The organism is Pseudomonas sp., assembly GCF_030683065.1.
GTDB lineage: Bacteria > Pseudomonadota > Gammaproteobacteria > Pseudomonadales > Pseudomonadaceae > Aquipseudomonas.
The window spans coordinates 123,294-145,691 of sequence record NZ_JAUXMX010000062.1 but is presented as its reverse complement, the minus strand read 5'-3'; the positions used below and the strand labels follow the sequence as shown (position 1 = coordinate 145,691).

The window sequence follows — 22,398 nt, the reverse complement described above, 5'->3', positions numbered from 1 at the left end:
TCACTACGAGAATTTCAGAGGTAGCAAAGATGATCGAACCAGGCATTTACAAAGAAGTGATGGGGTCATTTCCCTCGGGAGTCACGGTAATCACCTGCCTTGACGAAGCGGGCGGCATCGTTGGCATCACCGCTAGCGCATTCAGTGCACTGTCGATTGACCCGGCGCTGGTGCTGTTCTGCCCCAATTACGCCTCGGACTCATACCCGCTGCTCTGCGCCAGCAAGAAGTTCGCTATCCACCTGCTGTCAGCCGATCAAACGGCCGAAGCCTACGCCTTTGCCGGTAAAGGCAAGGACAAGGCCAAGGGCATCGACTGGCACCTCAGCGAGCTCGGTAACCCGCTGCTGAGCAAGGCCGCGGCGATCATCGAGTGTGAACTGTGGCGCGAATATGACGGTGGTGATCACGCGATCATCGTCGGCGCAGTGAAGAACCTGATTCTTCCCGAAACCGAAATGACGCCGATGGTCTATCACCGTGGCAAGTTGGGCGCTCTGCCCACTCTTGCCTGAGCACCAGCGCCACACAATCCTTTTGGGCCGTCTGCCATATATTTTGGAGGCGGCCTTTTTTTCTTCCCCGGAGCCTATATGACCCCAGCAGCCGTGCAACTGTTCCGCCAACAGGCCTTCATCGACGGCCAATGGTGTGAAGCCCTGAACGCAACTACCCAGGAAATTTTCAACCCGGCCAATGGCGACAGTATTGGCCGGGTGCCCAATATGGGCGCAGCGGAAACCCAGCGCGCCATTGCCGCTGCGACCGCTGCCTGGCCAGCCTGGCGTGCACGCACCGCCAAGGAGCGCAGCAACATCCTCAAGCGCTGGCATGCACTGATGCTGGAAAACGCCGATGCCCTGGCCGAGATACTGACCCTGGAACAAGGCAAACCGCTGAGCGAAGCAAAGGGCGAAATCCTCTACGCCGCCAGCTTTATCGAGTGGTTCGCCGAGGAAGCCAAACGTATCTATGGCGATACAATTCCCAGCCACAAAAGCGACGCCCGCATTATCGTGAGCAAGGAGCCGATTGGCGTGGTCGCGGCCATCACGCCGTGGAATTTCCCTGCGGCGATGATCACCCGCAAAGCTGGCCCGGCCCTCGCTGCCGGCTGCCCGTGCATCGTCAAGCCGGCCCCGGAAACGCCTTTCTCCGCCCTGGCCATGGCCGTGCTGGCCGAACAGGCGGGCATCCCGGCGGGCATTTTCAACGTGGTCACCGGTGATGCCGTGGCCATCGGCGGCGCACTGACCGACAGCGCAGATGTGCGCAAGCTGTCGTTCACCGGCTCTACCGCAATCGGCAAGCTGCTCATGGCGCAGTGCGCCAAGACCCTGAAGAAGGTGTCCCTGGAACTCGGTGGCAACGCACCGTTCATCGTTTTCGACGACGCAGATCTCGAACGGGCGGTCGAGGGTGCGCTAATCGCCAAATACCGCAACGCGGGTCAGACCTGTGTGTGCGTGAATCGCTTTCTGGTCCAGGACGGCATCTATGAGGCCTTCGTCAGCCGCCTCGCCGAACGCGTCAGCACGTTCCAGGTCGGCGATGGCTTCGCCGCCGGCGTGACCCAGGGTCCGCTGATCAACGAGCGCGCCGTAGCCAAGGTTGAAGACCATGTGCAAGACGCTCTAAGCAAAGGCGCCCGCCTGCTCTGTGGCGGCGAGCGCCATGCGCTTGGTCACGGTTTCTTCCAGCCGACTGTGCTGGCCGATCTGACCTTGGAGATGAAGGTCGCTCGCGAGGAAACCTTTGGTCCGCTGGCCGCAGTCTTCCGCTTCAGCAGTGAAGCCGAGGCCGTGCATCTGGCAAACGACACTGAGTACGGCCTCGCCGCCTACTGTTACACCCGCGACCTGGGCCGCGCCTGGCGCATGAGCGAAGCACTGGAATATGGCATGGTCGGGATCAACGAAGGACTGATCTCCACCGAGGTCGCGCCATTCGGCGGGATCAAATCCTCCGGTCTAGGCCGCGAAGGCTCCAAGTACGGCATCGAGGACTACCTCGAAATCAAATACACCCTGATGGGCGGCCTCTAGTTCGGGCAACCCGAGGAGAGCATTATGAGCAACGACAAGTACACCAAGGGCCTGGCGATCCGCACTCAGGTACTGGGCGAGGCCTACGTCAACCAATCGATCGAGAATGCCGACGACTTCAACCGGCCCCTGCAGGAGTTGGTCACCGAGTATTGCTGGGGCCATGTCTGGGGACGGGAGGGTTTGTCGCTGGCAGAACGCAGCATGATAAACTTGGCGATGATTTCAGCACTCAACCGACCGCATGAACTCAAGCTGCATATTCGTGGAGCCTTGCGCAACGGCCTCAGCCGTGAGCAGATACGCGAAATACTGCTGCAGGTCGGTATTTACTGTGGTGTGCCAGCGGCCGTGGACAGTTTTCGTATCGCCCGTGAAGCCTTCGCGGAAGCCGATGCTGAAAACCAACCTTAACAGCGGGCTTTACCAAGCATCTGCAGCGCCTTCGGTCGAATGACCAGGGGGCTGCGGTGCTTTTTTCGGACAGCCCCAACCAGAGCGGACCCCATGAAACGCTTGCCTCTCGACGACAGCTTCAAGGTCAATCGCAACCCCATTACCCTGCGCGAAATCGTGCTGGATAAACTGCGCAGCGCAATCATGAATTTCCAGCTAATGCCTGGAGACCGCTTGGTAGAGCGCGACCTCTGCGATCGCCTGGGCGTTAGCCGCACTTCAGTACGCGAGGCCTTGCGCCACCTTGAGTCCGAGGGGCTGGTTGAGTTCGCCGATGCCAAGGGGCCTCGGGTCGCTATCATCACACTCGAAGACGCCCGCGATATCTACGAGCTGCGCTGCGTACTCGAAGGCCTGATCGTGCAACTGTTCACCCTGAATGCCAAAGCCAAGGATATTCGCGCTCTGGAGCGTGCTCTCGAGCAGAACCGCAAGGTGCTCGAAGAGGGCGAGTTACAACAGGTTCTCGACTCGGTCCAGGGCTTCTATGACGTGCTGCTGGAGGGTTCCGGCAACCATATCGCTGCCACCCAGCTGCGGCAGCTGCAGGCACGTATCAGTTACTTGCGCGCCACCTCGGTGTCTCAAGCCAACCGGCGCGGCGCCAGCAATAACGAGATGGAACGTATCGTCGAGGCGATCAAGAGCGGCGATCCACTTGTCGCCCACCAGGCGTCGGTCGACCATGTACGCGCTGCCGCCAAGGTGGCTCTGGACTACCTGAAATCCAAACAGGAAGTGGCTGGTAGCGTACGTGAGATAGCCACACCGATCGCCCTAAAAGAGCCGCGCATAGGACGCTGAGAACATGACAACCCCGCGCTTCTGCCCAAACTGCGGTGCTGACCGCCTGAGCCGCCAGCAACCGCCTGGTGACACTCACCAGCGCTTGGTCTGCGCGGGGTGCGGCTACATCCACTACGAAAACCCGAAGATTATCGCTGGCTGCATCATCGAGCAGGACGGCAAGTACCTGCTCTGCCAACGCGCCATCGCGCCGCGCCCAGGCACTTGGACGCTGCCGGCCGGCTTCATGGAACGTGGCGAAACCACCGAGCAAGCCGCACTGCGCGAAGTTTGGGAAGAAAGCGGCGTGCGTGCTGACATCGTCTCGCCCTACTCGATCTTCAGCGTGCCGAAAATCAGCGAGGTGTACATCATCTTCCGCGCCGTGGTGCTCGAAGTGACCGGAAACTTCGGCCCGGAATCCCTCGACTACCGCTTTTTCGCCCCCGAGGAGATTCCTTGGGAGAGCATCTACTACCCGGCTATCCGACAGATTCTCGAGCGCTACATCGAGGAACGCCAGGCGGGGATCTACGGTCTCTACATCGGTAACGACGACAGCGGCAAGGTCCACTTCATCCGCTGAACCCGCCATCCCTGGCGGGGCACGTCGACAACTCTCAGGGCACGCAGCCCTCGACAATGATCACCTCTGCCAGGGCCGCTCCCTGGCGGTGAGCGCAGGCGTCCTGATATTCAGCCGAACGGTAGCAGGCCAGCGCCTGCTCGTAGGAGGCGAACTCGATCACCACATTACGTGGTGGCGTAGGACGCCCTTCCAGCGCCTCGGCGCGTCCGCCCCGAGCCAGAAAAACCCCGCCATACTTGAGAAAAGCTGCTGGTGCCAAGCGGGTATATTCCGTGTACTGCTCGGGGTCGATTACCTCGACATGGGCAATCCAATACGCCTTCATCATCACCTCGGTTGCTCTAGAACATTTCGTAATATGGTATACCATTAAAAGGACCAAGCAACCGCCCCCATTGCAAACCGTGAGAGCACTGCCATGCCGTTCAATAGCATCGAAGAAATCATCGAAGACTTTCGCCAGGGCAAGATGGTTCTCCTGGTCGACGACGAAGACCGCGAGAACGAAGGCGACCTGCTGCTGGCAGCAGAGGCCTGCACGCCGGCCGCAATCAACTTCATGGCCCGCGAGGCGCGCGGCCTGATTTGCCTGACCCTGACCGATGCTCACTGCCAGCGCCTGGGCCTGGAGCAGATGGTGCCGAGCAACGGCAGCGCCTTCTCCACCGCCTTTACCATCTCCATCGAAGCCGCCACTGGCGTGACCACCGGCATCTCCGCCGCCGACCGCTCACGTACCGTGCTAGCTGCCGTCGCGGCGCACGCCAAGGCCGAGGACCTGGTGCAACCCGGGCATATTTTTCCTTTGCGCGCCCGCGATGGCGGCGTATTGAACCGCGCAGGCCACACAGAAGCCGGTTGCGACCTGGCTCGCCTGGCCGGCTTCAGCCCCGCCGCAGTGATAGTCGAGGTGATGAACGAAGACGGCAGCATGGCCCGACGCCCCGAGCTGGAGTCGTTCGCCAACCTGCACGGGATAAAGATCGGCACCATCGCCGACCTGATCCACTATCGCTTGAGTACCGAGCACACCGTCCGCCGCATCGGTGAGCGCGAACTGCCCACTGTGCATGGCGATTTTCGCCTGATTACCTACGAAGACCATATCGAAGGCGGTGTGCACATGGCCATGGTCATGGGCGAGATCAAGCGTGATGAACCCACCTTGGTGCGCGTGCACGTGATTGATCCGCTGCGTGACCTGGTCGGGGCTGAGTACACCGGGCCGAAGAACTGGACACTGTGGGCCGCATTACAGAAAGTCGCCGAGGAAGGTCGCGGCGTGGTGGTAGTGCTGGCCAACAACGAGTCATCACAGGCGCTACTGGAGCGGGTCCCGCAACTAACCCAGGCGCGCCAGCAGTTCAGCCGTTCGCAATCGCGTATTTATTCAGAAGTCGGCACTGGCGCGCAGATTCTTCAGGATATCGGCGTTGGCAAGCTGCGCCATCTTGGCGCCCCACTGAAATACGCGGGCCTCACGGGTTACGACCTGGAAGTCGTGGAGACGCTCGCCTTCACTGAATAACGTCTGTCACCTGGAGGGGCAACACCCCTCCAGCGCTCGCCCCCGCCGCAATACCTGCTCAGCTCCTCAGCGAGCCGCCATCTTGATCCTGCGCATCCTAAACTCTAGCCATCGACATAGGCAGCGAGCCCCACGCACCTATCGATCACGGCCATCGATCGATTGAGTCCGCTCGACAGCCCCAGCAGAGACTCAGTGCTTGCAGAAATCTTGGAATACCATAATATGATATTCCATAGGCCGGACATCTAACGCGATCGACCTAGTAACGAATGCAAATTTGGAGCCACACCAAACCAAGCTTTACTTTCATGCATAGCAGCTCGACTAAAACCAAAAAATCGAGGAATACAGCATGTTGCAGAAAAACCCCGTTACCGCCACCCTCGCCGCTCTGGCCCTGGTGGTAAGCGCAAGTAATGCAGTCGCAGCCGAAAGTCTGAACTTCGTCAGCTGGGGCGGTACCACCCAGGATGCGCAAAAGCAGGCATGGGCCGAGCCCTTCACCGAAACCAGTGGTATTCGCGTGGTACAGGACGGTCCGACCGACTATGGCAAGCTCAAGGCCATGGTTGAAAGCGGCAATGTGCAGTGGGATGTAGTGGACGTCGAAGCCGACTTCGCCCTGCGTGCCGCCAGCGAAGGCCTGTTGGAACCGCTCGATTTTGGCGTAATCAACCGCGATGAAATAGACCCCCGCTTTGTCTCCGATCATGGCGTCGGTTCTTTCTACTTCTCCTTTGTACTCGGCTACAACCAAGGCAAGGTCGGCGCTAATAGCCCCCAGGACTGGAGCGCACTGTTCGACACCGCGACCTACCCTGGCAAGCGTGCACTCTACAAATGGGCCAGCCCAGGCGTACTCGAACTGGCCCTGCTTGCCGACGGCGTAGCTGCAAACCAGCTCTACCCGCTGGATCTTGCGCGCGCCTTCAAGAAACTCGACACCATCAAGAAAGATATCATCTGGTGGGGCGGTGGCGCGCAGTCGCAACAGATGCTTGCCTCTGGTGAAGTCAGCCTCGGTCAGTTCTGGAACGGCCGCATTTATGCCCTGCAACAAGATGGCGTTCCGGTCGGCGTGAGCTGGAAACAGAACCTGGTTATGGCTGACTTCCTGGTCATACCCAAGGGCGCAAAAAACAAGGATGCGGCCATGAAGTTCTTGGCCAACGCCAGCAGCGCCAAGGGTCAGGCCACATTCGCCAACCTGACGGCCTATGCCCCGGTCAACATCAACAGCGTCGAGCAATTGAACGCCGATCTTGCGCCGAACCTGCCGACCGCCCACGTCAAGGACCAGGTCAACCTCGACTACGCCTACTGGGCCAAGAATGGCGAAGCCATCTCCGCACAGTGGAACGAGTGGCTGGTCAAATAACATGACTACCGCCCAGTCCAACCAATCCTCCCAAGTAGCCGGCGGTGCCTCGCGCACTGCCGGCATGGCGAACAGTTCGATGACGCAGCGCTGGCGGGGTTTTTCCAACCTGCTGCCGGCGCTGCTGTTCCTCGGTCTGTTCTTCCTCGCACCCCTGATCGGCTTGCTGCTTCGCGGTGTATTGGAGCCCAGCCTCGGACTGAGCAACTACGAACAATTGTTTGCCAACTCGGCCTACACCCGGGTGCTACTCAATACCTTCTCGGTAGCTGGCCTGGTCACCGTGATCAGCCTGCTACTGGGCTTTCCGCTGGCCTGGGCGATCACCCTGGTGCCGCGCGGCTGGGGCCGCTGGCTACTGAGTATCGTACTGCTATCGATGTGGACCAGCCTGCTGGCGCGCACCTACTCCTGGCTGGTACTGCTGCAAGCCTCTGGGGTGATCAATAAAACCCTGATGGCCCTGGGGCTTATCGACCAGCCGCTGGAGATGGTGCACAACCTCACCGGCGTGGTGATTGGCATGAGCTACATCATGATCCCGTTCATCGTTTTACCGCTGCAGGCCACCATGCAGGCCATCGACCCGATGGTGCTGCAGGCAGGCTCCATCTGCGGCGCCAGCCCGTGGAACAACTTCTTTAGGGTGTTCCTGCCACTGTGCCGACCCGGCTTGTTCTCTGGCGGGCTGATGGTCTTTGTCATGTCCCTCGGCTACTACGTGACCCCGGCCCTGCTCGGTGGCGCACAGAACATGATGCTGCCGGAGTTCATCATTCAGCAGGTGCAGTCCTTCCTCAACTGGGGTATCGCCAGCGCAGCGGCAGCGCTGCTGATCGCGATCACCCTGCTGTTGTTCTACGTCTACCTGAAGCTCCAGCCGGAATCGCCGGTCGGCACCAGCAATGCGAGGTAATCCGACATGTTGCTGACACCCAACGCCATGGGGCCGCGCCTGCGCATCGGCCTCTATTTCACCACTGCGCTGATCGCCCTGTTCCTGATGCTGCCGATCGTATTCATCGTGCTGCTGTCGTTCGGCTCTTCGCAGTGGCTGGTGTTCCCGCCACCGGGCTGGACGCTGAAATGGTACGAGCAGTTTTTTTCCAACCCGGAGTGGATGGCCTCGGTACTGACCAGTTTGAAGGTCGCCGTGATCACCACGATTTGCGCTGTCGCCTTGGGCCTGCCAACCGCCTTCGCCCTGGTGCGCGGGCGCTTTCCCGGACGCGAGCTGCTCTATGCCCTGTTCACTTTACCGATGATCGTGCCGTTGGTGATTATCGCCGTGGCGGTGTATGCGCTTTTTCTCAAGCTGGGCTATACCGGCACGCTGTTTTCCTTCGTGGTCAGCCACGTGATAGTAGCGCTACCGTTCACCATCATCTCAATCATCAACTCGCTGAAGCTGTTCGACCAGTCGATTGAGGATGCCGCGGTAATCTGTGGTGCTTCGCGCATGCAGGCGGTCTATCTCGTGACATTTCCAGCGATACGACCAGGCATGGTCGCCGGTGCGCTATTTGCGTTTTTGGTTTCCTGGGACGAGGTGGTACTCAGCGTGATGATGGCCAGCCCGACCCTGCAGACCCTGCCGGTAAAAATGTGGACCACCCTACGCCAGGACCTGACCCCGGTGATCGCAGTCGCCTCGACGCTGCTGATCGGGCTGTCCATCCTAATAATGGTGATCGCCGCTGCTCTGCGTCGGCGCAATGAAGTCAGCGCCTGAGCGCCGAGGAGAACGACATGAGTGCCGTGATCAAAGAGTCCGCCCCAGCCGATCAACAACCCCTGGTCAGCCTGCGTAACCTGAACAAGCACTACGGCGACTTCACCGCAGTGGACAACATTTCACTGGATATCAAGGAAGGTGAGTTTCTAACCTTCCTCGGTTCCAGCGGCTCCGGCAAAAGCACGACCCTGTCGATGCTGGCCGGGTTCGAAACGCCTAGCTCTGGAGAGATCCAGGTAGAAGGCAAATCACTGATCAACGTGCCGTCACACAAGCGTGGTATCGGCATGGTATTCCAGCGTTACTCGCTATTCCCTCATCTCTCGGTACGCGACAACATCGCCTTCCCGTTGAGTATCCGCAAGCTGCCGGCCGCCGAACGCGAGCGCAAGGTCGACGCCATGCTCAAGCTGGTGCAACTAGAGCAGTTCGCCCATCGCCGGCCGGCCCAGCTATCCGGCGGTCAGCAACAGCGTGTAGCGATTGCCCGCGCACTGGTCTACGAGCCGCGCATCCTGCTGATGGACGAACCGCTCGGCGCGCTGGACAAGAAGCTGCGCGAAGAACTGCAGGATGAACTGCGTCATCTGCACCGCCGCCTCGGCATCACCATCGTCTACGTGACCCACGACCAGGAAGAAGCCATGCGCCTGTCACAACGCATCGCTATTTTCAGTCATGGCAAGATCGTCGGCCTGGGCAGCGGTTACGACCTCTATCAAAACCCACCGAATGCCTTCGTCGCCTCCTTCCTCGGCAACTCGAACTTCCTGAAAACCCAGGTGACGGGCAATGCCTCGGTGCAATTCGAGCAGCAGTCTCTGGCAATCCGACCTAGCGCCACAGTGCAGAACGGCCAGGAAGTATTGCTGATGGTGCGCCCCGAGAAGGCGTTGGTGCTGGTTCAGGAGCAAGCCGAACAAACTCCGCTACCCGCCGGCTGGAACGAGATTTCGGCCCAGGTCAGCGAAGTGGTCTTCCTTGGCGAAAGCCTGACTTGCAGCGTAGTCACTCCAGGCGGCTGCAACCTGACCCTCAAAGCCCTGTCCAACGACCTGCAGCCGCTTCAGCCAGGCACCCGGGTGCTGGTCCGCTGGGCGGCGGCCGATGCCTGCGTCTACAGCGAGTGGAACGAAAGTGACCTGAGCAAGAGCGCCGGAAGCCACTGACAGCAGCCCCAACCTTGCCCCAGCTTCGCGAGAGGCTGGGGCTTTTTTATGGCTATGTCCCAATCATGTGCTGCATGAGGCCGGTCCCGAACGCTGCTCGGCAGGGAGCAATGTGCAGGGTGCGCCGTGCGCACCGGTATTTGCAGCCTGCGTCGGTACACAGCAATGCAGGTGCAAAATTGCTGGGGCGCGTGGCGCTCCCTACGGTATCAGCGCTCCCGATATTGTCTGCAAAGAGCCTTGCCTGAACCAAGGAACTCAATTGCGTGGCCGGCCACGAACAGTGAGCCGTAGCGCTGCGCAAGCGCTGAGGCTCAAGACAGCTGGAAGCGACTAACCCGTACCTGCAGCTCCTGCCCCAGTTGCACCAGTTCGGCGCTGGCCGAGGCGGTCACATCACCGGCCTGTGAACCGTCCTCTGCCAACTCACGCACCTTGATCACACTGTTCTGAATCTGCTCGGCCACCAGGCTCTGCTCCTCAGCGGCGGTGGCGATCTGCAGGTTCATAGACTGTATGCTGGAGACCGACGCAGTGATCTGATTAAGCGACTCGCCAGCCCGGCGGATCAAGGCCACGCTGCTATCGGTCAGATCGCGACTGATGAGCATGCGCGCGGCAGCCTGGCGGGACAGCGCCTGCAAACCGGTAATCCGCAGCTCCGTTTCGCTGGCCGAACGCTGGGTGCGCTGCGCAAGGCTGCGAACCTCATCAGCCACCACGGCGAAACCGCGCCCAGCCTCGCCCGCACGCGCCGCCTCGATCGCAGCATTTAATGCCAACAGGTTAGTCTGCTCGGACAACCCCTTGATCACATCCATCACGCTGCCGACCTTAAGGCACTCCTGCAGCAACTCATCCATGGCCGCCCCAGCCTGGCTCATCTCGCCGGTCAGGTTGTCCATGTGCGCCACTGCTTCGCAGGTCAAGGCATCGCCGCGACGTGCATCCTTATCCGCCTGCTGCGACATACGCGATGCCTCCTCCGCATGCTGTGCGACACCTAGGGCGCAGCTTGCCATCTGGGTGACGGCGGTAGCCACCTGGGTGATCTCCAGATTCTGTTGGTGGGAGCCTGATCGGCTCTGCCGGGTGACCTCCGCTAGCCCCTTGGCGGCCCCGTCCAACTGCCCCACACCGTCGCGAATATGCCCAACGAGCTCCCCCAACCCTTGAGTCATGTCGCTGATGCTGGTCTGCAATTGACCGAGCTCATCGCGCCGACTGACCTTCGGTGCATGGCTAAGGTCGCCGCAGGCAATGCGCTGGGCAAGTGCAAGCGTTTGCCGCAAAGGTAAAACGATCTGCCGCGTGATCGCCCAGGCAGCAACCAGGCCGCAGCCAAGCGCGAGCACACTGGAGATAACCAACAACCCGTAAGCCTGCCTCGACTCACTGTCACGCAGCGCCACCTGATGCTCACTGAGCGTTCGGCTTGACGCCTGGATCGAATCGTCGAGCGCGCTCATATCACGAGCCGCATCCAGGGTGGCTGCATTAGCCTCCCGGTAATGAGCAATGGCTTGCTGATAACTGAGCAACGCCTCCTCGGCCGCCCGCATCAGCGGCGCATCGCTGGCCGCTGCACTGTTTAGGCGCCGCTGCAACTCAGTCAGCGTTTCGGCGATGGCCTTCACCGCCTGCTGCTCCATCTCCAGGTTCCCCGATTGCAGATAACCGCGCAGGGCATAGCGGACTTCACCGATCTTGCGTGCCAGCTCAACTATTGCCTTGAACTGCCCCATACGCTGTCCGGAGTACAGTTCTGGACTGGTGTTCCCGGCGATACGCTCCTCGACCTTACCTATCGCCGCCAGTGCCATCTCGGCGCTCTCGCCTAGCCGGCTCGCGGCTTCGGCACGCCGGGCGAACGCCGCAACCTGACGTTCGAAGGCCTGGCCGTATGCCGCTGAATCTTCTATCTGGCCGTTCAGCGACAGTTCCGTCTGGGCGCTTGGGATGTCGTCGCCAAGTCGATGCTGATGCTCTTGCAAGGCCCTGAGAGCCTGCGCCACTTGTTCGCCGTCGTCCTCGCGGCCACTGTGCTGGTAAGACACCTGCGCTCCGCGCAGATTTGTTGATAGCGGCACCAAGCGATCCAGGGCATTCAGGCGGTCGCTGCGCTCGAGCAGCGCGCTGATGCTCCACCAGCCAGTCCCGGCAGTGACCATAGTCAACACCAAGACCAAGCTGAAACCGCCAGCGAGCTTAATAGTGGTACTGAGGTTCTCCAATCGTCCGAACATTTCTTTCCCCTAGAAAACGGAACTGCACTGCGGATCGATGCTCTGGTATCCAACATTCGCCTCAGGCCACTCGCGACCGAGAGACAACGCACAGATCCCCCCGTTAAATCATCCAAAATGAATATTATGGTATACCAATAAGCGGAATACCATGTCAGGTTACCTGCCCGCCACCCAAAGTGACCGCAAGAGGAAACAGCGCATATGGGCAGGAAATTATTGACGATGGTGCTAGGCGCAACGCTGCTGTCCGCAAACCTATCTGTTCAGGCAGAACAGGCACTCACGTTTGTTAGCTGGGGTGGCTCGACTCAGGCCGCGCAGGAGGACACCTGGATCGCTCCCTTTACCCAGGAAACGGGTATCCAGGTGCGGTCGACAGGCCCCACTGACTACAACGCATTCCGAGCGATGGTGCTGAGCGGTAACGTCACATGGGACGTGGTCGACGTCGAGGCAGACTTTGCCCTGCGCGCTGGCCGCGAAGGGTTGCTTGAACCGCTGGATCTTAAACAGATCGCACAACGCGACATCGATCCACGCTTCGTCACCGTTTATGGTGTTGGCTCTTTCTACTTTTCCTTCGTGCTCGGTTACAACACCGCGCAACTGGCCCATGTACCAGAGGGCTGGGCAGCCCTGTTCGATACAGAAAAATACCCCGGTAAACGCTCACTTTATAAGTGGCCAAGCCCCGGTGTACTGGAGATGGCCTTGCTGGCTGATGGGGTTGCACCTGAGAGTCTTTACCCACTGGATCTGGATCGGGCCTTCCGTAAACTCGACACCATCAAGCAACACATCCTCTGGTGGGGCAGCGGCGACGAGTCCCAGGCCTTGCTCTCGTCTGGACAGGCAAACCTGGGCATGTTCTGGAACGGCCGCGTGCATGCCTTGAAACAGGGGGGCGCGACAGTTGATATCACTTGGCGGCAGAACCTGGTGACCGGTGATTTTCTGGTGATCCCCCGTGGCTCAAAAAATGTCGAGGCCGCCAAACAGTTTCTCGGCTACGCCAGCAAGCCCAAAGCCCAAGCGGCTTTCGCAAGCCTCACCGGTTATGCACCGGTCAGCCTGAGCAGCGAAGCGCTGATTCCACCAGAACTGTCCGGGAACCTACCCAGCGCTCATAAGGACAGTCAGATCACGCTGAACGTCAAATACTGGAGCAAGAATAGCGAAGCCATCAGCCAGCGCTGGAACGCCTGGCAGGCGCAGTAACCAGCCTCTCATCCTGAAATTTGACTGCCGATGGCGAGCGCTCCGATAAGCTTGCATAACTCATATTATGGTATACCATAAGATCATAATAATGGCGTGTACGAATAAAAGAGGCTGCACGAAATGATCAATCAAGTCGTCTACAAGCAGGTCATGGGCTCCTTTCCCTCGGGAGTCACTGTCATCACCACCCTGAATGACGAGGGCGAGATGGTCGGCCTGACCGCCAGCGCCTTCAGCTCGCTGTCCATGGAGCCGGCCCTGGTTCTATTCTGCCCAAACTACAACTCAGACTCCTATCCGATCCTGATCGCTCGCAAGCAGTTCGCCATTCACGTGCTGACCGCCGACCAGAAACATGAAGCTTATGCATTCGCCAGCAAGGGTAAAGACAAGACGCAGGGCATCGAATGGCGCCTGAGCGAACTCGGCAACCCGCTGCTGAGTAATGCCACGGCGATCATCGAGTGCGAGCTCTGGCGCGAGTACGAAGGTGGCGACCACGCCATCATGGTAGGCGCCATCAAGAACCTGATTGTGCCGCAGCAGCAGGTCGCCCCCATGATCTACTGCCACGGCAAGATGGGCGCCCTGCACGCCTTCGCCTGACAAGCCATCGCATGCAACGTGTTGCAGCGGTAATGCCCTGCTGCCGCCGTGGTCCGGGCAGCACTGAGTAGCAGTGCAAGAATGTGCACCCGACGACTAGTAAGCCCAGCCCGAACCGAGCGATCAGCGCAGCAGTCGCCGCTCATTTGCGCGCAAGGGTAGCCGCGCCACTTGTCTGAACCCGACACGTCAGGCAGAAATATCTTGCAGCCATTTCGTATTATGGTATACCAGAATTTAATGATCCGTCTTGCCTTGCTTGCAGCATCACCCTGACACGAGCGGAATCAGCAAAACACAAGCGCAGTGCACGCTTGACCGCAACCGGCCGATCACGGGCCGAACAAAAACAGATTCGAGGAACTCTTCATGAAATTTTCGTTGTTCGTCCATATGGAGCGCTACGATGAGCAAGTCAGCCACCGCCAGCTCTTCGAGAACCTTACCGAATTGACGCTGATGGCCGAAGCCGGTGGCTTCAGCACCGTCTGGATTGGCGAGCACCACTCGATGGAATACACCATCTCGCCAAGTCCGATGCCCCTATTGGCTTATCTGGCAGCAAAAACCACGACCATCCGCCTCGGTGCCGGCACCATCATCGCGCCGTTCTGGCACCCCATCCGGGTTGCAGGTGAATGCGCCCTGCTCGACGTGATCAGTAACGGTCGCATGGAAGTCGGCTTGGCCCGTGGCGCCTATCAGTATGAATTCGACCGATTGGCAGGCGGCATGCCGGCTTCTTCCGGCGGCCAGCATCTGCGCGAGATGGTTCCTGTGGTCAAGGCACTGTGGCAGGGCGACTACGCCCACGATGGCGAGATCTGGAAGTTCCCCCTATCCACCTCCTCGCCTCGGCCGATCCAGACGCCTACCCCGCCAATCTGGATCGCCGCGCGTGATCCGGACTCGCACAACTTCGCGGTGAAGAACGGCTGCAACGTGATGGTCACCCCTTTGATGAAGGGCGACGAGGAAGTGGTCGACCTGAAGAACAAGTTCGAAGCCGCCCTGGCAAACAACCCAGAAGTGCCACGTCCGCAACTGATGGTGCTTCGCCACACCCACGTCTACAGCCCTGAAGACAGCGAAGGCTGGAAGGTTGGCGCCGCTGCCATCTCGCGCTTCTACCGCACCTTCGATGCCTGGTTCGGCAATAAGCAAAGCCCGGTCAACGGCATCCTGCCACCGAGCCCAGAAGAAAAATTCGAGGGTCGCCCAGAGTTCGAGCTGGAGAACATCCGCAAGAACACCATGATCGGCACCCCCGAAGAAGTCATCGCGCGCATCCGTTATTACCAGGAACTGGGCGTCGACGAATTCAGCTTCTGGGCCGACAACAGCCTGCCCCATGCCGAGAAGAAGAAGTCGCTGGAGCTGTTCATCAAGCACGTGGTGCCGGCGTTTATCTGAGTCAGTAGAGGCTGTGGAAATATCAACCGTAGCGGCAAGACAGACTCAGAAGGAGTCAGGCTTGAAGACGGCCGTGCACGCAAGATTTTTCACTGCCCCTAGGTTAGCGTTGCCAGATCGGGCGATCTGGCAACGCGCCCAATGAGATGGTCGACAACGCCATGATCACCGCCACGATGCAACTGGAAAGCCTGCACGGCCCTGTTACGGACATGCAGAATAGCGCCTGGCAAATAGTTTCCGGAGCGCCTCTCACGGAACAATCGTGGCTACAGGCTCAATAAAAGTAGCTCCCTGTAGTGGTATCCGCGCTTCAACGGCGCCAGAGCAAGGCTTGTCTCTTGTTCGTGTCTCGGCATGAGTCTTCTGCTGCCTGCGCAAGATCCGCTAGGCGAGTGACTAACCACACAACGCCCGCAACCCCGAGCCACGGCCTGCCTACCGGCGCAACGCCTGGCTTTCGCGCAGCATGTCCAGGGCGCTATCGACCAGCATTTCGGCATCGTGTTGCAGCGAGAAACTTTCCGGCACCAGCAGCCACTGACTGAGCAGGCCATCGATGTAGGCATGCAGGCAGATCGCTGCGCGCGCGGTATCCAGGGTTGCCGGGAGTTGCCCGCGGAGGATCGCATTGCGCAGTGACTGATCAATGCGCCCGTTGCATTCCAGGCTGTCGGTTCTGCGCTGCTGGCGCAAGTCGCTCATCTCGTCGGTGAGTTCGCAGCGGTGAAAGAGGATTTCAGTGATCCTGCGGGTTTTTGCATCCAGCGCAACCCGCTGCAACAGCGTGATCAGCAGCTGACGCATGCAGCCCAGCGGGTCGGCCCCATCGGGGTTTTCGCCAGCCGTGGCCAGTTCGTCCAGAGGCTCATGCAAACTCTTCAGCATGGCCTGCAGCAGGCCGGCCTTGTCCTTGAAATGCCAGTAGATCGCGCCGCGCGTCACGCCGGCAATACCGGCAATTTCGGCCAGCGTGGTGCGCGATATACCGCGCTCATAGAAGGCTTTCTCAGCCGCTTCGAGTATCTGGCAGCGCGTCTGCTGAGCCTCCTCTTTGGTACGACGAACCATGGCAGTAACCCTCAATCAGGATGGCTTCACGCAGGACTCTATTTTTAGGCGCGGCTTTCTTTGAGCCTTCGGCCGTTTTTTTACACGTTGTTGCTTCTACGTATTAAAAACCACTTACAAACATTCTCGAACGTAAGTATATTGATTAGCACGCTACTTATCCAAGCCCTAATCCAAATTTGTCACTGGCATTTTGCTCAAGCGTCTTGCCACGCTCCTGACCGAGGCTCACATGCGATTCACTGGACTTTTCCCCGCGCTGGTAACCGCCGCCGCCTTGACCGCACTGCTCAGCGGCTGCCAACAGGAAGAAGCGGCGCCTGCCGCAGAACTGCCCAAGGTTGGCGTGGTTACCCTGCAAACGCAGGCCTTCACCCTGACCTCAGAGCTGCCGGGGCGCACCACCGCGTACCGCATTGCTGAAGTGCGCCCACAGGTCAACGGCATCATCCTCAAGCGCCTGTTCGCCGAGGGCCGCGAGGTCAAAGCCGGGCAGCAGCTGTATCAGATCGATCCCTCGATCTATGAAGCGACCCTGAAAAGTGCGCAGGCCTCGCTGCAGTCGAGCAAATCCCTGGCGGACCGCTACAAATTGCTGGTCGATGAGCAGGCCGTCAGCCGTCAGGAGTTCGATGAGGCGCAAGCCAAACGCCTGCAAGCCGAAGCCGTTGTGCAAAGCGCGCAGATCAATCTGCGCTACACCAAGGTGCTGGCGCCGATCTCCGGGCGCATCGGTCGCTCGGCGATAACCGAAGGCGCGCTGGTCAGTAGTGGCCAGAGCAACGCCATGGCGGTCATCCAGCAGCTGGATCCGATCTATGTCGACGTCACCCAGTCATCGGTTGAAATGCTCAAGCTACGCCGGGAACTGGCCAGCGGGCAGCTGCAGAAAGCCAGCGAGAATGCCGCCAGGGTCAAGCTGATCCTGGAGGATGGCAGCGAATACGCGGAGTCTGGCCAGCTGGAGTTTGCCGAAGTATCGGTCGATGAAGGCACCGGCTCGGTGACGCTGCGCGCAGTGTTTCCTAACCCGAATCAGCATCTGCTACCGGGCATGTTCGTTCATGCCCAGTTGCAGGCCGGGGTCAACAGCGAGGCAATCCTCGCCCCGCAACAAGGCGTAACCCGCAATATGAAAGGCCAACCCACGGCCTTGGTAGTCAATCAGGACAACAAGGTAGAACTGCGTGAACTCAAGGCCGACCGCACCATCGGCGATCAGTGGCTGATCAATGACGGTTTGCACAGCGGCGACCGCCTGATCACCGAAGGCCTGCAGTTCATCAAGCCCGGCGACGAAGTCAGCGTCAGCGAGGCGAGCAATGTAAAGGTCGCTAACCCGTCCCCTGACACCGCAAACACTAGCGCCCAAGGGGAGTAAGGCATGTCGAAATTCTTTATTGATCGGCCCATCTTCGCCTGGGTGATTGCCCTGGTCATCATGTTGGTCGGTGCGCTGTCGCTGCTCAAGCTGCCCATCAACCAATACCCGAGCATCGCGCCGCCGGCCATTGCCATCGCCGTGAGCTACCCGGGCGCGTCGGCACAGACGGTGCAGGACACAGTGGTGCAGGTTATCGAGCAGCAGCTCAACGGCATCGACAACTTGCGTTATGTGACCTCGGAAAGTAATTCCGACGGCAGCATGGCCATCACCGCCACCTTCAACCAGGGCACCAACCCGGACACCGCCCAGGTACAGGTACAGAACAAACTCAACCTGGCCACCCCGCTACTGCCGCAAGAAGTTCAGCAGCAGGGCATCCGTGTGACCAAGGCGGTAAAGAACTTCCTGATGGTGATCGGCCTGGTCTCCCAGGACGGCAGCATGAACAAGGACGACCTGGCCAACTACATCGTCTCCAACATGCAGGACCCGATCTCGCGCACTGCAGGCGTCGGTGACTTCCAGGTGTTCGGCGCCCAGTACGCCATGCGCATCTGGCTCGATCCGGCCAAGCTGAACAACTTCCAGCTGACGCCGATGGACGTAAAGAGCGCCATTACCGCGCAGAACGTCCAGGTCTCCTCGGGTCAACTCGGCGGTTTGCCGGCTGTGCAAGGCCAGCAATTGAACGCCACCATCATCGGCAAGACCCGCCTGCAGAGCGCCGAGCAATTCAAAGCCATCCTGCTCAAGGTCAACCCGGACGGCTCGCAAGTACGCCTGAGTGATGTAGCCGAGGTCGCCCTGGGCGGCGAAAACTATGGTGTCAGCGCCCAGTTCAACGGCAAGCCGGCCTCTGGCCTGGCCGTCAAGTTGGCGACCGGTGCCAACGCCCTGGAAACCGCCAAGGCCCTGCGCGCCACGATTGCCGAACTAGAACCCTTCTTCCCGCCAGGCATGGAAGTGGTGTTCCCGTACGACACCACACCGGTGGTGACCGAGTCGATTTCCGGCGTGGTGTACACCCTGCTCGAAGCCGTTGCCCTGGTGTTTCTGGTGATGTACCTGTTTCTGCAGAACTTCCGCGCCACGGTGATCACCACCATGACGGTGCCGGTGGTGCTGCTCGGCACCTTCGGCGTGCTCGCCGCCTTCGGTTTCAGCATCAATACCCTGACCATGTTCGGCATGGTGCTGGCGATCGGCCTGCTGGTCGACGATGCCATCGTGGTGGTGGAGAACGTCGAACGAGTGATGGCTGAAGAGGGCCTGTCACCGAAAGAAGCCACGCGCAAATCCATGGGTCAGATCCAGGGTGCGCTGGTCGGCATCGGCCTGGTCTTGACCGCCGTGCTGCTGCCGATGGCGTTCTTCAGCGGTTCGACCGGGGTGATCTACCAGCAGTTCTCGATCACCATCGTCTCGGCCATGGTGCTGTCGGTGCTGGTCGCGCTGATATTCACCCCAGCGCTGTGCGCGACCATGCTCAAGCCGATTGCCAAAGGCGAGCATGCGCCCAAGCGCGGTTTCTTCGGCTGGTTCAACCGTAGCTTCGACAGCGGCGTGCAACGCTATGAGCGCGGCGTCGCAAGCATGCTGCGGCACAAACTGCCGTACCTGCTGGCCTACCTGCTGATCGTCATTGGTATGGTCGTGCTATTTACCCGCATCCCCACGACCTTCCTCCCGGAAGAAGATCAGGGCGTATTGTTCGCCCAGGTGCAAACGCCGGCTGGCTCTACCGCAGAACGCACCCAGGTGGTGGTCGACGAGATGCGCAGCCACCTGCTCAGCGCCGAGGCGGATGCAGTCAACTCGGTATTCACCGTCACCGGTTTCAACTTCGCCGGTCGCGGCCAGAGCTCGGGCATGGCCTTCATCATGCTCAAGCCCTGGGGCGAACGCACGGCGGAGAACAGCGTGTTCAACGTGGCGCAACGCGCGCAACAGCACTTCTTCAGTTTGCGTGACGCCATGGTGTTCGCCTTCGTGCCGCCGGCAGTCATGGAATTGGGCAACGCCAGCGGCTTCGACGTATTCCTTCAGGATCGCGCCGGGCTTGGCCACGACAAACTGATGGAAGCGCGCAACCAGTTCCTCGGTATGGCCGCGAAAAGCAAGGTGCTGGCGGGCGTACGCCCCAACGGGCTGAACGACGAACCGCAGTACCAACTGAGCATCGACGACGAACGCGCCAGCGCCCTCGGGGTGACCCTGGCAAACATCAACCAGACCCTGTCGATTGCCCTGGGTGGCAGCTACGTCAACGATTTCATCGACCGCGGCCGGGTGAAGAAGGTGTACCTGCAGGGCCAACCCAGCTCGCGAATGAGCCCGGAAGACTTGGACAAGTGGTACGTGCGCAACGACAGCGGCGAGATGGTGCCCTTCTCGGCCTTCGCCAGTGGCGAGTGGATCTACGGCGCGCCCAAGCTGACCCGTTACAACGGTGTCGCGGCCATGGAAATCCTCGGTACCCCAGCACCTGGCTACAGCTCCGGTGAGGCCATGGCGGAAGTCGAAGCGCTGGCGAAAAAACTGCCGGCAGGCATCGGTTTTTCCTGGACCGGGCTGTCCTACGAGGAGCGCCTGTCCGGCTCGCAAGCTCCGGCCCTGTATGCGATCTCGCTGCTGATGGTGTTCCTCTGCCTGGCGGCCCTGTATGAGAGCTGGTCGATCCCGATTGCGGTGATGCTGGTGGTGCCCCTGGGTATCATTGGCGCCCTGGCGGCCACCAGCATGCGCGGGCTGTCCAACGATGTGTACTTCCAGGTCGGCTTGCTGACGACCATTGGCCTGGCGTCGAAAAACGCCATTCTGATCGTCGAGTTCGCCAAGGAGCTGCACGAACAAGGGCGAAGTCTGAGCGAAGCGGCGATCGAAGCCTGTCGCATGCGCTTGCGCCCGATCATCATGACCTCGCTGGCCTTCGGCCTCGGCGTGGTGCCACTGGCCATCTCCACCGGCGCCGGCTCGGGCAGCCAGCACGCCATCGGTACCGGGGTACTCGGCGGCATGACCAGCGCGACCATCCTGGCGATTTTCTGGGTTCCCCTGTTCTTCGTCGTCGTCTCTTCTCTGTTCCATGGCAAGGAAAGCAAGGAAAGCAAAAAGAGCGAAACACTGGGCGAGGAGCCAGCACAATGACCAAGACCCTCGTGTCCATCGCAGTCGCCACCCTGGTGCTCAGTGGCTGCTCGCTGATCCCCGACTACCAGCAACCGCCTGCGCCGATGGCCAGCCAATGGCCGCAGGGCCAGGCCTACGCGCCAAACGAGGCGGCCGACATCGCCGCCGCCGAACAAGGCTGGCGCGAATACTTCCGCGACCCGGCTTTGCAGCAGCTGATCGAAACGGCGCTGCTGAATAACCGCGACCTGCGTGTTGCTGCCTTGAATATCGAGGCCTACCGCGCGCAATACCGCATCCAGCGCGCCGACCTGCTGCCAGCGCTTAGCGCGGATGGCAGCGGCAGCCGGCAACGCCTGCCCGCCGACGTAGCGCCAAGCGGTAGCGCCGGAATCAGCAGCCAGTATTCGGCAACACTCGGCGTCAGCGCCTATGAACTGGACCTGTTCGGTCGCGTACGCAGCCTCAGCCAGCAGGCCCTGGAAACCTACCTGTCCAGCGAAGAGGCGCGGCGCTCGACGCAGATCAGCCTGGTTGCCAGTGTCGCCAATGCCTACCTGACCTGGCAGGCCGATCAAGCCCTGCTGCAACTGACCCAGGACACTCTCAAGACCTTCGAGGAAAGCTACCGGTTGACCCTGCGCAGCAGCGAGATCGGCGTGGCGTCGGCGCTCGACCTGAGCCAGTCACGTACCTCGGTCGAAGCTGCCCGGGTCAAACTGGCGCAATACCAGCGCCTGGTCGCGCAAGATCGCAACGGCCTTGCCCTGCTCCTGGGCAGCGGCCTGCCGGCTGATCTGCCCGCCGGCCAACCGCTCGACGCCGAGCTGCTCAGCCAACTGCCGGCCGGGCTGCCATCCGACCTGCTGCAACGGCGTCCGGACATTCTCGAAGCCGAGCACCTGCTCAAGGCAGCCAATGCCAACATCGGCGCGGCGCGCGCGGCGTTCTTCCCGCGCATCAGCCTGACCGCCAATGCCGGCAGTCTCAGCCCGGACCTCTCCGGGCTATTGGGCAACGGCTCGGGCACCTGGTTGTTCCAGCCGCAGATCAGCCTGCCGATCTTCAATGCCGGCAGCCTGCGGGCCAGCCTGGATTACTCGAAGATCCAGAAAGAAATCAGCGTCGCCCGCTACGAGAAGAGCATCCAGACCGCCTTCCAGGAAGTGGCCGATGGCTTGGCTGCGCGCCAGACCTACCAGCAGCAACTCCAGGCCCAGCGTGATCTGGTCGAAGCCAACCAGGACTACTACCGCCTGGCCGAGCGCCGCTACCGCATCGGCATCGACAGCAACCTGACCTTCCTCGATGCCCAGCGCTCGTTGTTCAGCGCGCAACAGGCACTGATCACTGATCGCCTGGCGCAACTGGCCAGCGAAGTGAACCTGTACAAAGCGCTCGGCGGTGGCTGGGTGGAACGCACCGATCAGACCGCGCGGGTAGCAGTACCAGCGGAGGGTTGATGGGCAGCGGCTGATCGCTCCGGAATGGCTGGGCCGGGCGCTCTTATAAAATAATAAATAACTCATTGTTTTATAAGTAGAAATTAAATCAGGAAATGAGCCCTGTAGGAGCGGGCCATGCCCGCGAAATGCATCGCGGGCATGGCCCGCTCCTACAGGTACCTACCAGC

General features: G+C 60.3%; 19 protein-coding genes and 1 pseudogene. 16 read left to right on the top strand and 4 right to left on the bottom strand.

Annotated features, from left to right (window positions below):
* Positions 1-29: 29 nt before the first annotated feature.
* The 5 genes from Q8K09_RS20010 to Q8K09_RS19990 all read left to right on the top strand — a co-directional run bounded on the left by Q8K09_RS20010 (position 30) and on the right by Q8K09_RS19990 (position 3,873).
* On the top strand, positions 30-515 hold the full coding sequence (locus tag Q8K09_RS20010; protein WP_305256750.1) for a flavin reductase family protein: 486 nt from the start codon (positions 30-32) through the stop codon (positions 513-515).
* 78 nt (positions 516-593) lie between these two features.
* Positions 594-2,045, top strand: a complete 1,452-nt coding sequence (locus Q8K09_RS20005) for an NAD-dependent succinate-semialdehyde dehydrogenase (RefSeq protein WP_305256749.1) — start codon at positions 594-596, stop codon at positions 2,043-2,045.
* 24 nt (positions 2,046-2,069) lie between these two features.
* Complete coding sequence (locus Q8K09_RS20000; protein WP_305256748.1) at positions 2,070-2,459, top strand: carboxymuconolactone decarboxylase family protein; 390 nt, start codon at positions 2,070-2,072, stop codon at positions 2,457-2,459.
* Between the two features lie 93 nt (positions 2,460-2,552).
* The gene (locus tag Q8K09_RS19995; RefSeq protein WP_305256747.1) at positions 2,553-3,305 is read left to right on the top strand and encodes a GntR family transcriptional regulator; all 753 of its coding nucleotides are present in this window, start codon (positions 2,553-2,555) and stop codon (positions 3,303-3,305) included.
* Positions 3,306-3,309: 4 nt separating this feature from the next.
* On the top strand, positions 3,310-3,873 hold the full coding sequence (locus Q8K09_RS19990; protein ID WP_305256746.1) for an NUDIX hydrolase: 564 nt from the start codon (positions 3,310-3,312) through the stop codon (positions 3,871-3,873).
* Between the two features lie 34 nt (positions 3,874-3,907).
* Here the strand turns inward: Q8K09_RS19990 and Q8K09_RS19985 are convergent, their stop codons facing one another.
* Complete coding sequence (locus Q8K09_RS19985) at positions 3,908-4,201, bottom strand: DUF1330 domain-containing protein (RefSeq protein WP_305256784.1); 294 nt, start codon at positions 4,199-4,201, stop codon at positions 3,908-3,910.
* Positions 4,202-4,294: 93 nt separating this feature from the next.
* On the opposite strand from Q8K09_RS19985, the gene ribBA reads away from it, so the two are divergent.
* From ribBA to Q8K09_RS19960, 5 genes are all read left to right on the top strand, one after another.
* Positions 4,295-5,404: a bifunctional 3,4-dihydroxy-2-butanone-4-phosphate synthase/GTP cyclohydrolase II gene (gene ribBA / locus Q8K09_RS19980; protein ID WP_305256745.1), complete on the top strand. Its 1,110-nt coding sequence runs from the start codon at positions 4,295-4,297 to the stop codon at positions 5,402-5,404.
* Positions 5,405-5,759: 355 nt separating this feature from the next.
* Positions 5,760-6,785 carry an ABC transporter substrate-binding protein gene (locus Q8K09_RS19975; RefSeq protein WP_305256743.1) on the top strand — a complete coding sequence of 342 codons (1,026 nt, stop codon included), beginning with the start codon at positions 5,760-5,762 and terminating at the stop codon, positions 6,783-6,785.
* A 64-nt stretch (positions 6,786-6,849) separates the two neighbouring features.
* The gene (locus Q8K09_RS19970) at positions 6,850-7,701 is read left to right on the top strand and encodes an ABC transporter permease (protein ID WP_305256783.1); all 852 of its coding nucleotides are present in this window, start codon (positions 6,850-6,852) and stop codon (positions 7,699-7,701) included.
* 6 nt (positions 7,702-7,707) lie between these two features.
* Positions 7,708-8,517: an ABC transporter permease gene (locus Q8K09_RS19965; protein ID WP_305256742.1), complete on the top strand. Its 810-nt coding sequence runs from the start codon at positions 7,708-7,710 to the stop codon at positions 8,515-8,517.
* Positions 8,518-8,534: 17 nt separating this feature from the next.
* Positions 8,535-9,689, top strand: a complete 1,155-nt coding sequence (locus Q8K09_RS19960) for an ABC transporter ATP-binding protein (RefSeq protein ID WP_305256740.1) — start codon at positions 8,535-8,537, stop codon at positions 9,687-9,689.
* Positions 9,690-10,003: 314 nt separating this feature from the next.
* On the opposite strand, the gene Q8K09_RS21405 is transcribed toward Q8K09_RS19960, so the two are convergent.
* Entirely contained in the window at positions 10,004-10,870 is an 867-nt protein-coding gene (locus Q8K09_RS21405) for a methyl-accepting chemotaxis protein (protein WP_370869588.1), read from the bottom strand.
* A pseudogene (locus Q8K09_RS21400) lies at positions 10,868-11,860 on the bottom strand (methyl-accepting chemotaxis protein); the annotation flags it as partial. The gene Q8K09_RS21405 and the pseudogene Q8K09_RS21400, both read right to left, overlap by 3 nt.
* A gap of 279 nt (positions 11,861-12,139) precedes the next feature.
* Here Q8K09_RS21400 and Q8K09_RS19950 point away from each other — a divergent pair.
* From Q8K09_RS19950 to Q8K09_RS19940, 3 genes are all read left to right on the top strand, one after another.
* Positions 12,140-13,156: an ABC transporter substrate-binding protein gene (locus Q8K09_RS19950; protein WP_305256738.1), complete on the top strand. Its 1,017-nt coding sequence runs from the start codon at positions 12,140-12,142 to the stop codon at positions 13,154-13,156.
* Positions 13,157-13,279: 123 nt separating this feature from the next.
* Entirely contained in the window at positions 13,280-13,765 is a 486-nt protein-coding gene (locus Q8K09_RS19945; protein WP_305256737.1) for a flavin reductase family protein, read from the top strand.
* Positions 13,766-14,134: 369 nt separating this feature from the next.
* Positions 14,135-15,178 (top strand): LLM class flavin-dependent oxidoreductase, encoded by a 1,044-nt coding sequence (locus Q8K09_RS19940; protein WP_305256736.1) that lies wholly within the window; start codon positions 14,135-14,137, stop codon positions 15,176-15,178.
* Positions 15,179-15,616: 438 nt separating this feature from the next.
* Here Q8K09_RS19940 and Q8K09_RS19935 read toward each other — a convergent pair whose 3' ends face one another.
* Positions 15,617-16,249, bottom strand: a complete 633-nt coding sequence (locus Q8K09_RS19935) for a TetR family transcriptional regulator (RefSeq protein WP_305256735.1) — start codon at positions 16,247-16,249, stop codon at positions 15,617-15,619.
* A gap of 232 nt (positions 16,250-16,481) precedes the next feature.
* Here Q8K09_RS19935 and Q8K09_RS19930 point away from each other — a divergent pair, with 232 nt between their 5' ends.
* Genes Q8K09_RS19930 through adeC form a run of 3 tightly spaced genes read left to right on the top strand, consistent with a single transcriptional unit; the run spans position 16,482 to position 22,228 of the window.
* Positions 16,482-17,630, top strand: a complete 1,149-nt coding sequence (locus Q8K09_RS19930) for an efflux RND transporter periplasmic adaptor subunit (RefSeq protein WP_305256734.1) — start codon at positions 16,482-16,484, stop codon at positions 17,628-17,630.
* 3 nt (positions 17,631-17,633) lie between these two features.
* On the top strand, positions 17,634-20,783 hold the full coding sequence (locus Q8K09_RS19925; protein ID WP_305256733.1) for an efflux RND transporter permease subunit: 3,150 nt from the start codon (positions 17,634-17,636) through the stop codon (positions 20,781-20,783).
* On the top strand, positions 20,780-22,228 hold the full coding sequence (gene adeC, locus Q8K09_RS19920; protein ID WP_305256732.1) for an AdeC/AdeK/OprM family multidrug efflux complex outer membrane factor: 1,449 nt from the start codon (positions 20,780-20,782) through the stop codon (positions 22,226-22,228). The genes Q8K09_RS19925 and adeC overlap by 4 nt, the downstream gene beginning before the upstream one ends.
* Positions 22,229-22,398 lie beyond the last annotated feature (170 nt).